We start from the raw sequence: 10,059 nt of genomic DNA, 5'->3' as shown, positions 1-10,059 counted from the left end.
GATCGACCGACTCGTAGGGCAGGCCCAGTTCTTTCGCGGTCTCCTCGAGACGGCTCAGCATATCGGGGTGGTAGTTCCAGCCGATCACCTTTTCAAAGTCGCGCTGCTTGACTGCCGCGCGCATCTGGAAGGCCGACTGGTGGCCGGCGCCGATCATGCCCAGCACCTTGCTGTCCTTGCGCGACAGGTGCCGGATGGACACGGCGCTGGCGGCGGCGGTGCGCAGGGCGGTCAGCAGGTTGCCCCCGATCACCGCGTTGCAGCGCCCGGTGTCGGCATCGAAAAGAAAGACCGACGACTGGTGGTTGGTCAGCCCCTTGGCCTCGTTGCCCGGCCAGTAGCCGCCGGACTTGAGACCAAGGTTCAGCCCGGCCCGGTCAAAGCCCGACTTGAAGCCATAGAGCGCATCCGCGTGGCCGATGGCCTCGCGGATGACGGGGAAGTTGTAGGCATCCCCCCGCGCCATGGCGCCGAACACGGCCTCGACCGCGTCGAAGCTGGATTCGGGGGTGACGAGCGAGGCGATTTTCGACTCGGGTACGATCCACATACTCAGTAGGCCTTCCCGCGTGCAGAGACGGGCCAGACGGTCTCGACCTTGCCGTTGCGCACGCCCACGTACCAGTCGTGCACGTTGCAGGTCGGGTCACAGTGGCCGGGCACGAGGCGCAGCTTGTCGTTGACCTTGAGCACGCCATCGGGGTCGTCCACGACGCCATGCTCGTCCGAGCATTTGATGTATTTCACGTCGTCGCGCCCAAAGATCACCGGCAGGCCCGAATCGACCGACTGCGCCTTCAGGCCGGCATCGACGATCGCCTTGTCGGGCTTGGCATGGCTCATCACGCTGGTCAGGATGAACAGCGCGTTCTCCCACTCGCCCTGGTCGATGCGCTTGCCCTCGTCGTCGAGGATGCGGCCATAGTCGGCATCCATGAAGGCGTAAGAGCCGCACTGAAGCTCGTTGTAAACGCCCGAGTTCGACTCGAAGTAATAGCTGCCGGTGCCGCCGCCCGAGACCAGCTCGGGCTCCAGCCCCTCGGCCTTCAGCGCGTCGACTGCCTCTTTCACCTGGGCAATGGCCGCGTCCAGCTTTTCCTTGCGCTCGTCGTAGGAATCGATGTGCTGCATCGCGCCCTGATAGGCCTGGATGCCCGAGAACTTGAGGTTGTCGGCCGCGTCGACGGCCTTGGCGATCTTGACCACCTCGTCAGCCGTCTTGACGCCGCAGCGACCCGCGCCGCAGTCGATCTCGACGAAGACCTCGAGGGTGGTGTCGTGCTTCTTGGCCGCCGCCGAAAGGTCGGCGACGTTGTCCACGTCATCGACGCAGACGATAATCCGGCTGCCAAGCTTGGGCAGGCGTGCCAGCCGGTCGATCTTGGCCGGGTCGCGCACCTGGTTCGACACCAGCACGTCCTTGATGCCGCCCCGCACGAAGACCTCGGCCTCGCTGACCTTCTGGCAGCAGACGCCGACGGCGCCGCCCAGCTCTTCCTGCAGCTTCTGCACGTCGACGGACTTGTGCATCTTGCCGTGGCTGCGGTGGCGCATCCCGTGCGCCTTGGCATAGTCGCCCATCTTCTTGACGTTACGCTCGAGCGCGTCGAGGTCGAGGATCAGGCAGGGGGTCTGGATGTCCTTTTCGTCCATCCCCGGCAGGGCGGGGATGTCGTATCCGACTTCCATCTCTTTCAGATCTACTTGCTTGTTCATGTCTCTCTCCCGTCAGTTAGGGTTCAGTCGGTCATCCAGGGCAGCCGGTCAAGGTCGACGTTGCCCCCGGTGATGATGACGCCGACGCGCTTGCCCGCGAAGACGTCCTTGTTGTTGAGGATGCAGGCCAGCGGCACTGCGCTGGAAGGCTCCATCACGATCTTCATGCGCTTCCAGATCAGTTTCATCGCGTCCACGATCTCTTCTTCCGAGGCGGTGAAGATGTCGGTGACATGGTTGCTGACGAAATGCCAGGTCAGATCCTTCAGCGGCACCTTGAGACCGTCTGCGATGGTCTCGGGCGCGTCGTCGGCGATGATGTGGCCGGCCTTGAAGCTGCGCATCGCGTCGTCGGCCTGCGCCGGCTCGGCCGCGTAGATCCTGACGTCCGGCGCGGCTGTGCTGAGGGTCAGGCAGGTGCCCGAGACCATGCCGCCGCCACCGATGGGCGCGATCACGGCGTCCAGTCCCTCGACCTGCTCGATCAGCTCGGCCGAGCAAGTGCCCTGCCCGGCAATGACCCGCGGATCGTTGTAGGGATGCACGAACTCGGCGCCGCTTTCGGCCACGACCTCGGCAAAGACCGCCTCGCGGCTCGAGGTCGAAGGCTCGCATTCCACGACCCGGCCGCCGTAGCCGCGCACGGCATCCTTCTTGGCCTGCGGCGCGGTGCGCGGCATGACCACGGTGCAGGGAATGCCCCGGCGCCCGGCGGCATAGCTGAGGCAGGTGCCGTGGTTGCCGCTGGAATGGGTCGCAACACCCTTGGCCGCCTGCTCATCGCTCAGTCCGAACACCGCGTTCGATGCCCCGCGGGCCTTGAAGGCGCCAGCCTTCTGCAGGTTCTCGCACTTGAAGAACAGATTGGCGCCGGTCAACTCGTCCAGGTAGCTCGAGGTCAGGACCGGGGTCCGGTGCACGTGATCGCGAATCCGCTCATGCGCCGCCTGCATGTCGTCGTAGGTGGGTATTTCCATCTGCTCCACATCCTTCATCATGCGGCGTTCCGGATCGCCTGGGCGGCGGTGCTGCGATAGACCTCTTGCGCGGCAGCCACGCCCGAACCGAGCTGGATGTCGATGCCGAGGTCGGCCATGCACATTTCCGCCGTGGCGATCCCCGAAAGGGCCATCACGTCGGTCAGGCTGCCCAGGTGTCCGATGCGGAACACCTTGCCCGCAACTTCGCCAAGCCCGACGCCGAATGCAACATCATAAACTTCGGCAGCGTGGGCGACGATGCGGCCCGAGTCAAACCCCTTGGGCGTGACCACTGCGCTGACCGTATCCGACTGCACCTCGGGCGATGCGGCGCAAAGCTCAAGACCCCAGGCATGGACCGCGGCGCGCACGCCGTCGGCAATGCGGCGGTGGCGGGCAAAGACGTTTTCAAGACCCTCTTCCAGCAGCATGTCGCAGGACAGCTTGAGCCCGTTCATCAGACCGACGGCGGGGGTATAGGGATAGCCGTTGGCGGCATAGCCCTTCCGCATGTCGCGGATGTCGAAGAAGGTGCGCGACAGGTTCGCGCCCTCGGTCGCGGCGGCGGCGCGCGGGCTGAAGCCGACGATGGCGAGGCCCGCGGGCAGCATGAAGCCCTTCTGGCTGCCGGTCACGGCAATGTCGACGCCCCACTCGTCCATGCGGAAATCCATCGAGGCGATCGAGCTGACGCCGTCGACCATCAGCAGCGCCGGGTGGCCGGCGTTGTCGAGCGCGCGGCGAAGGGCTGCGATATCGCTGACGACACCGGTCGCGGTCTCGTTGTGGGTCGCGAGAACGGCCTTGATCTTGTGCTCCTTGTCGGCGCGCAGCACCTCTTCGTAGCGATCCGCCGGCAGGCCCTCGCCCCAGGGCACTTCGATCACGGTCACGTCGAGGCCATGGCGCTGACACAGGTCGATCCAGCGGTGGCTGAACATGCCGTTTCGCGCGGCCAGCACGCCGTCGCCGCGGCTAAGCGTGTTGGTGATCGCGACTTCCCAGCCGCCGGTGCCGGTGCAGGGAAAGATGAAAACTTCGGCATCCTTGCTTTTCAGCACCTTTTTCACCCCGGCAAGCGCGGGCTGCAGGATATCGGCGAAGACCGGCGAGCGGTGGTCGAGCGTCGGCATGTCAACGGCGCGGCGCAGCACCTCGGGCATGTTTGTCGGGCCGGGGATGAAGACGGGGTTCTGGAAATGCATGGGGGAAATCCTCCTCTGGTTCGAGGGCTATATATGCCTGCCCCACAGGCTGTGCAATTTTTTTGAAATCGTTTTTCAAAAACTTCACTTATGCGTAATATATCGACATATCAATGGTTTGGATTTTTTCACTGGACGATACGCTATTTCAGGTGCATTGATTTGTCGCACCACGCCAGCCCCGGGAGGCATAGAATGGCCGAAATCCAGCGCCGCAAGGGCCGCCCGAAGGCCTTTGACGACAAGGGCGCCCATTCGGTGATCCAGTCGCTTGACCGGGCGCTGGTGGTGCTCGACCTGCTGGCGCGCCATGACGGTTTGTCGCTGAGCGAGATCGCGGAGGAGCTCGACCAGTCGCCGGCCACCATCTACCGCGTGCTGTCGACCCTCGCTGCCCGCTCGATCGTGGAAAGCGATGCGGCGACGCAGGCCTGGCACATCGGGCCGATGGCCTTCCGCCTCGGCTCGGCCTTCCTGCGCCGCTCGAGCGTGATCGAACGCTCGCGCCCGGTGATGCGCAAGCTCATGGAGGACACGCGCGAGACATCGAACCTCGGCATCGAAAAGGACGGCGAGGTGATGTTCATCAGCCAGGTCGAAAGCCACGAGGCGATCCGCGCCTTCTTCCGCCCCGGAACACTGTCGCCCCTGCATGCCTCGGGGATCGGGAAGGCGCTGATGAGCCAGTTCTCCGATGCAAGGCTCGATGCCTATCTTGCGGGCGCTCCACTCCAGCAGTTCACCGGACGCACCATCATCGCGCCCGACGCGCTGCGCAGCGATCTCACCCGCGCGCGCGATCTCGGCTACGCGGTCGACGACGAGGAAAAGACCGAAGGAATGCGCTGCATCGCCGCGCCGGTTCACGACCTCTACGGCGAAACCGTGGCCGGGATCTCGGTCTCCGGCCCCGCCAATCGCCTGACCCGGGAACGTATCGAAGAGGTGGGCCGGCTGGTCCGCGACGCTGCCACCAGCCTGTCCGAGGGCCGAGATCCGGCGCGGGCGCCGCCCCGCGACTAGCGCGCGCCCCCAAGGGCCATGTGGCGGTTCACGTCCTTGTAGAGCAGGTAGCGGAACGGCCCCGGCCCGCCCGCGTAGCAGGCCTGCGGGCAGAAGGCCCGCAGCCACATGTAATCACCCGCCTCGACCTCGACCCAATCCTGGTTCAGCCGATAGACCGCCTTGCCCTCGAGAACGTAGAGACCGTGTTCCATCACATGGGTCTCGGCAAATGGAATGACCGCGCCGGGCTGAAAAGTGACGATGGTGACATGCATGTCGTGGCGCAGGTCCTCGACATCGACGAAGCGCGAGGTCGCCCATTTCCCGTCGGTTCCCGGCATCGGCGTCGGCGTAACCTCGCGCTCGTTGGTGACGAAGGGCTCGGGCGCGTCCAGCCCCTCAACCGGCTCGTAGGCCTTGCGAATCCAGTGGAAGCGCAGCGCCTCGTCGCCCTCGGCGCGCAGGCTCCATTCGGCACCGGCCGGAACATAGGCATAGCCACCCGCCTTGAGCTCATGTGCGGCACCGGCAAGCGACAGGCGCATCCGCCCGGCAACGACAAAGAGCACCGCCTCGGCGCGCGGATCAGTCTCTGGCCGGCTGCTGCCACCGCCGGGTTGCACCTCGGCGATATACTGGGAAAAGGTCTCGGCGAAACCGCTCAGTGGCCGCGATAGCACCCAGAAGCGCGACTTGTCCCAGAACGGAAGCAGGCTGGTGACGATATCGCTCATGGTTCCTTTCGGAATCACGGCATAGGCCTCGGTGAACATCGCCCGATCGGTCAAAAGCTGCGTCTGCGGCGGCAGCCCTCCCTTGGGTGCGTAGTAGTTTGCCGTGCTCATGCGCCTGCCTCCTTCGCCATTTTTCGGCCCGATACGCATCAAACCGCAAATGTGCCCGCGCTTGAAGCCAAAGCACGCCACCCCGGCGAAGAAGGAGCCGCTGGAAAAACCTGATAATCGCGGCGCGCGGAGCGCGCTCCGGCGAATTGCGCATGCCTGCGACGACGCGAGAGGTTGACGTCAGGTTACTCGGAAAAATTGTTTCCTAACTGCGAATAATTGCCGTTCCGCCTCATTTTGGCCCTGATTATCCTGTTTGTATGACAGGCAAAATCGGATTCCGCGCTTACCGAGGCTCAAGCGCAGGGGACCGGGAAGGGAAGTTTACGGAGTAGTGCCATGCGTATTCTGGCGGTGGATGATGATCCGATCATTCTTGATGTCCTGACGGAGGTCCTCGCGACCCTCGGGCATACCGACGTGACCGTCGCCGAATCCGCCGCCGAGGCGCTGCAGAAGGTCGCCACACCGCAGGCCTTCGACTGCATTCTTCTCGACGTGCAGATGCCCAACATGGACGGTATCCAGCTGTGCAGCGCGCTGCGCAACATGCGCCGCTACGAGCGCACGCCGATCCTGATGATCACCGCGATGTCGGACAAGTCCTACATCGACCGCGCCTTCGCCGCCGGCGCCACCGACTACGTGACCAAGCCCTTCGACATCCAGGAGATCGGCGCACGGGTCCGCGTTGCCGAAACGCTGGTGACCGAACGGCGCAACCTGACCGACAAGGTCTCGGTCGTGAAGAAGATCCGCGACACCCAGACCGCGCAGAAAACCTTTTCCCTGCTCGACCGCATCCCGGTCCGCGACGTCGACGGCGTCATCGAGTTCATCGCGCTCGAGAACTACATTCTGCAGCTCTCGCGCGGCTCGCTCTTCGGCTCTTCCGTCGTCGCCTTCCACATCCCGGGCATCGAGCGGATCTACGAAAACGCCACCGCTTTCGACTTCCAGTGCCTCATCACCGATGTCGCCGAGGCGGTGACCGACGCGCTGCGCCCGTCGCAGTTCCTGGTCTCCTACGGCGGCAACGGCACCTTCGTCGCAGTCGTCGAGGCGGGGTTCCGCCCCGAGGTCGCGACCCTTCAGGGCGAGATCGACGATATTCTCGAAGGCATGGAGCTGTGTTACAGCGACGGCCGCCCGATCATGTTCAACGTCAAGGTCGGCGCCCCGGTGCGCCTGTCCTTGCGGTCGGGACGCGGCGCCATCGAGGCACTGCGCCAGGCCTGCAGCAACGCCGAATACCGTGACAGTGACGCCCGCATCGGCGCCGCGAGCCGCTGGTCGCTTGGCAGCCTGATGGAGAACACCGGATGAGCGCCAGCGCGCAGGCCGACCTGCAATCGCGCCTCGGCTCGGTACGCGACCGTTTCGTCGCCATCCTGGACGAGCGGCTCGATGCCCTTGAGGTGCTGCGCGACGCGCTCGAGCAGGAAGAGACCCGGGTCAGCGCGCTCGAAGACATACGCTTTATCGTTCACAAGATCGCCGGCACCGCCGGAACGCTGGGCTTTGAACATGTCGGCACCCTTGCTGCGCGCACCGAGACGCGCATCGACGAGTGCCTCGAGCAATGCGCCGGGGCAAGCCACTGGGACAGCGCCGCCGCCGACCTCGACGATTTCATGGAAGTCGCCTCGCAAGTGGCGCTGGCACATACGCCGGCCGCCTGAGGCAAAATCCGCCACGCCCCCGGCCAGCCGTCAATGGCGCACGTACGCCGCTCACCTTCATTTTCATGTCTGACTGATCCGCGCTTGCGGCGCGGCACGCATTGCATCGGCGCCGCGCTATGCGGCGCCGCAAGGCGCGTCGCCCTCAGGCGCGGTCGAGTGCGGCGAGGATCTGGCCCGGCAGTTCCATCGGATCGAAGGGCTTCAGGATCACGTCGATTGCGCCGAGGCTCTTGAGTTCTTCGACTTCGGGCTTCTGCGCCCGCGCGGTCATGAAGATCGCCGGCGTCTTTTCCAGCCCGTCGAGGTTGCGCAGGTGGCCCAGCACCACGTCGCCGCTCATCTCGGGCATCATCACGTCCAGAAGCAGCACATCTGGCGCGAAGTCCTGCGCCTTTTCCAGCGCCTGCGCGCCGGACGAGCATTGCAGCACGTCAAATCCGCCGATGGTCTCGAGCGAGAGCCGCGCGATTTCCTGGATGTCGAGATCGTCCTCGACCTGAAGAACCTTGAGCTGGGTCATCTGTCACCTGTCCGGCGCCTGTGCGCCTTTTATTATTCTGCTGCGATCTGTTGTGCACCTTCGGTGTCTTCCTTGGCAACCCTGCCCTGCTTCGGAAGGGTCACGGTAAAGGTGGTGCCGACGCCCACCTCGCTGCTGAAGGCGACGGTGCCGTCGTGGCTTTCGACGATGGCTTTCACGATGTTCAGCCCCAGCCCGGTGCCACCCTTGGCGCGGCGGTCCGAGCTGTCGGCCTGGGTAAACCGCTCGAAGATGCCGGGTTGCGCCTCGGGCGGGATGCCGGCGCCGAAATCCTGCACCCGGATCATCACGTCGTCCTCGGATTCGCTGAGCGACACGATGACCTTGCCGCCCCGCTCGGAGAACTTGGCGGCATTGGACAGCAGGTTGTTCATTACCTGGAAGATCCGGTCGCTGTCACAATAGCCCGTGACCGCCCGGTCGAGGCCGAGGCATTGCAGCTCCACCCCCAGGCGCTGTGCGTAGGGCTCGTTGGCGTGGACCGCGTCCGAGATCAGATCGCGCATGTCGATTTTCTCGAAATGGAACTCCATGCGCCCGGCGGCGATCTTCTCGAGGTCGAGAATGTCGTTGATGATCAGCACCAGTCGATTGGTGTTGCGATGCGCGATGTCGAGCATCTGCTTGGCCTTGTCGTTCAGCTCGCCCGCTGCGCCGGACAGCACCAGCCCGAGCGACCCCTTGATCGAGGTCAGCGGCGTGCGCAGTTCGTGGCTGACGGTCGAGATGAAATTGTCTTTGTTCTTCTCCAGTGCCCGGCGCTCCGAAATGTCGCGCACGATCGCGACGAAGCGGGCCGAGCCGCCCGCGCTTTCGATAAGCTGAAGGTTCACTTCCTTGAACCGGCCCTTGATCTCGATCTCGGGATTCAGCTCGCCGGTGGTCCCGTCGAGCAGCGGCTTGGCGCGGTCGAGGAACTCGATGGCGAAATCGACGCCGTGCCGGTCGTAAACCGTCTTGGTGGTATAGACATCCTCGTTCCAGCCCGAGGTCTCCATCGCCTTCTCGTTCATGTAGCGATAGCGCAGCGTGTCGCGGTCGAACATGTAGACCTCGTCGCGCAACTGGTGCAGCGACTGGCGCATGTTGCGGTCGGCGTCGGCGATCTTGATCTCGGTAATGTCAGTGCGCACCGAGATCGCCCGTACCGGGCGGCCCATGGCATCGAACTGCGGCACGATCGTCGCCCGCGTCCACATCAGCGATCCATCCTTGCGCTTCAGCTGGGTCTCACCGCTCCAGCTGCGCCCGCTGGCGAGCGTGGCGCGGATCATCCGGTAGGTCGCCTGGCCGGACTCGGGATAGAGCAGCGAGGCCGGCTGGCCCAGAAGCTCTTCGCGCGAATAGCCGGTAGAGCGCACCATCAGGTCGTTGACGAAGATGTGGCGCGATTTCTCGTCGGTGATCGAGACGATGGAATGCGAGTTCAGCGCCTTGAGCTGGTAAGCAACCTCTTCGGCCAGCGACAGTGCCTGCCGCGGCTTGGCCAGCATCCGCCAGCCAACCCAAAGCAGGACGCCCAGAAGCGAGAGGTTGAGAACAGGAAGCAGGGGCGTCGAAATGAACAGCGGTGAATTGTTGGCCACAACCGCCAGTGCCGGCACCGTCAGGCCTACGGCGATAATGCGAAATCGCGCGACGAGCGGTGCAAAACTTTGCAAGGATTTCATCATCTCAACGTTCCTGCATGAACCGGCTACACCGGCGCGATGCGATTGCCGATATTCCGATCATCTGCCTGCCGAGACCGTAGCGAAACAATGAGGCCGAAAAAGGGCATTTGAAGAGAAATCACGCGAGCCTCTCCCCTCCTCCTTCACTCCGCCGGCTGCGGCAATCGACGCGATAGCACATGGCGCACGGTTGCGTTGATTTCCTCGACGCTTTGACGCGATTTCACGATCCGCGCCGCGATCCGGGGATCGCGTATCGCCTGCTCGCGCTCGGTCAGGGTGATGACCGCGGCGTCCGGCTGGTGGCGCGCGATCTGGTCGAGCATTTTCGCCACCTCGCTGGCACTGGCGTCGTAGCCGAGGATCACGAGGTCATAGGTTTTTTCGGTGATGCGTTGGTAGGCGGTGG

Annotated in this window: 11 protein-coding genes; 3 read left to right on the top strand and 8 right to left on the bottom strand. The window is 64.2% G+C overall.

Features of this window, described 5'->3' with window-relative positions; genetic code table 11:
* The 4 genes from ACN0T5_RS20295 to bhcA form a co-directional block, all read right to left on the bottom strand.
* Window positions 1–550, bottom strand: a 550-nt coding sequence (locus tag ACN0T5_RS20295; protein ID WP_417770432.1) for an ornithine cyclodeaminase family protein, incomplete at its 3' end; no start/stop codon positions are given.
* 2 nt (window positions 551–552) lie between these two features.
* Window positions 553–1,716, bottom strand: coding sequence for a 3-hydroxy-D-aspartate aldolase BhcC (gene bhcC / locus ACN0T5_RS20290; protein WP_417770431.1), 1,164 nt, complete (start codon window positions 1,714–1,716; stop codon window positions 553–555).
* Window positions 1,717–1,739: 23 nt separating this feature from the next.
* On the bottom strand, window positions 1,740–2,693 hold the full coding sequence (gene bhcB / locus ACN0T5_RS20285; protein ID WP_417770433.1) for a beta-hydroxyaspartate dehydratase BhcB: 954 nt from the start codon (window positions 2,691–2,693) through the stop codon (window positions 1,740–1,742).
* 17 nt (window positions 2,694–2,710) lie between these two features.
* The gene (gene bhcA, locus ACN0T5_RS20280; protein WP_417770430.1) at window positions 2,711–3,901 is read right to left on the bottom strand and encodes an L-aspartate--glyoxylate aminotransferase BhcA; all 1,191 of its coding nucleotides are present in this window, start codon (window positions 3,899–3,901) and stop codon (window positions 2,711–2,713) included.
* Window positions 3,902–4,096: 195 nt separating this feature from the next.
* Between bhcA and bhcR the strand changes: the two genes are divergently transcribed.
* A complete protein-coding gene (gene bhcR, locus ACN0T5_RS20275; protein ID WP_417770429.1) occupies window positions 4,097–4,924 on the top strand; it encodes an HTH-type transcriptional regulator BhcR in 828 nt (275 codons plus the stop codon).
* On the opposite strand, the gene ACN0T5_RS20270 is transcribed toward bhcR, so the two are convergent.
* The gene (locus ACN0T5_RS20270) at window positions 4,921–5,751 is read right to left on the bottom strand and encodes a bifunctional allantoicase/(S)-ureidoglycine aminohydrolase (RefSeq protein WP_417770428.1); all 831 of its coding nucleotides are present in this window, start codon (window positions 5,749–5,751) and stop codon (window positions 4,921–4,923) included. The two genes, bhcR and ACN0T5_RS20270, sit on opposite strands and share 4 nt — an antisense overlap.
* A gap of 339 nt (window positions 5,752–6,090) precedes the next feature.
* Here ACN0T5_RS20270 and ACN0T5_RS20265 point away from each other — a divergent pair, with 339 nt between their 5' ends.
* Complete coding sequence (locus tag ACN0T5_RS20265) at window positions 6,091–7,077, top strand: response regulator (RefSeq protein ID WP_417770427.1); 987 nt, start codon at window positions 6,091–6,093, stop codon at window positions 7,075–7,077.
* Window positions 7,074–7,433, top strand: coding sequence for an Hpt domain-containing protein (locus ACN0T5_RS20260; RefSeq protein ID WP_417770426.1), 360 nt, complete (start codon window positions 7,074–7,076; stop codon window positions 7,431–7,433). Before ACN0T5_RS20265 ends, ACN0T5_RS20260 begins: the two co-directional genes overlap by 4 nt.
* 145 nt (window positions 7,434–7,578) lie before the next feature.
* Here the strand turns inward: ACN0T5_RS20260 and ACN0T5_RS20255 are convergent, their stop codons facing one another.
* The 3 genes from ACN0T5_RS20255 to ACN0T5_RS20245 form a co-directional block, all read right to left on the bottom strand.
* A complete protein-coding gene (locus ACN0T5_RS20255; protein ID WP_417770425.1) occupies window positions 7,579–7,956 on the bottom strand; it encodes a response regulator in 378 nt (125 codons plus the stop codon).
* A 32-nt stretch (window positions 7,957–7,988) separates the two neighbouring features.
* Window positions 7,989–9,650, bottom strand: coding sequence for an ATP-binding protein (locus tag ACN0T5_RS20250; protein WP_417770424.1), 1,662 nt, complete (start codon window positions 9,648–9,650; stop codon window positions 7,989–7,991).
* Between the two features lie 143 nt (window positions 9,651–9,793).
* On the bottom strand, window positions 9,794–10,059 hold a 266-nt coding region (locus ACN0T5_RS20245; RefSeq protein WP_417770423.1), incomplete at its 5' end, for a hypothetical protein.

Source organism: Stappia sp. (assembly GCF_048261845.1).
Classification (GTDB): Bacteria; Pseudomonadota; Alphaproteobacteria; order Rhizobiales; family Stappiaceae; genus Stappia.
The sequence above is the reverse complement of the archived record's forward strand: the minus strand, read 5'-3'. Positions and strand labels throughout refer to the sequence as shown.

Coding starts and splice junctions, on each gene's coding strand:
- bhcC (WP_417770431.1), bottom strand. CDS start 1,716: ATGAACAAGCAAGTAGATCTGAAAGAGATGGAAGTCGGATACGACATC.
- ACN0T5_RS20255 (WP_417770425.1), bottom strand. CDS start 7,956: ATGACCCAGCTCAAGGTTCTTCAGGTCGAGGACGATCTCGACATCCAG.
- ACN0T5_RS20260 (WP_417770426.1), top strand. CDS start 7,074: ATGAGCGCCAGCGCGCAGGCCGACCTGCAATCGCGCCTCGGCTCGGTA.
- bhcR (WP_417770429.1), top strand. CDS start 4,097: ATGGCCGAAATCCAGCGCCGCAAGGGCCGCCCGAAGGCCTTTGACGAC.
- ACN0T5_RS20265 (WP_417770427.1), top strand. CDS start 6,091: ATGCGTATTCTGGCGGTGGATGATGATCCGATCATTCTTGATGTCCTG.
- bhcA (WP_417770430.1), bottom strand. CDS start 3,901: ATGCATTTCCAGAACCCCGTCTTCATCCCCGGCCCGACAAACATGCCC.
- ACN0T5_RS20270 (WP_417770428.1), bottom strand. CDS start 5,751: ATGAGCACGGCAAACTACTACGCACCCAAGGGAGGGCTGCCGCCGCAG.
- ACN0T5_RS20250 (WP_417770424.1), bottom strand. CDS start 9,650: ATGATGAAATCCTTGCAAAGTTTTGCACCGCTCGTCGCGCGATTTCGC.
- bhcB (WP_417770433.1), bottom strand. CDS start 2,693: ATGGAAATACCCACCTACGACGACATGCAGGCGGCGCATGAGCGGATT.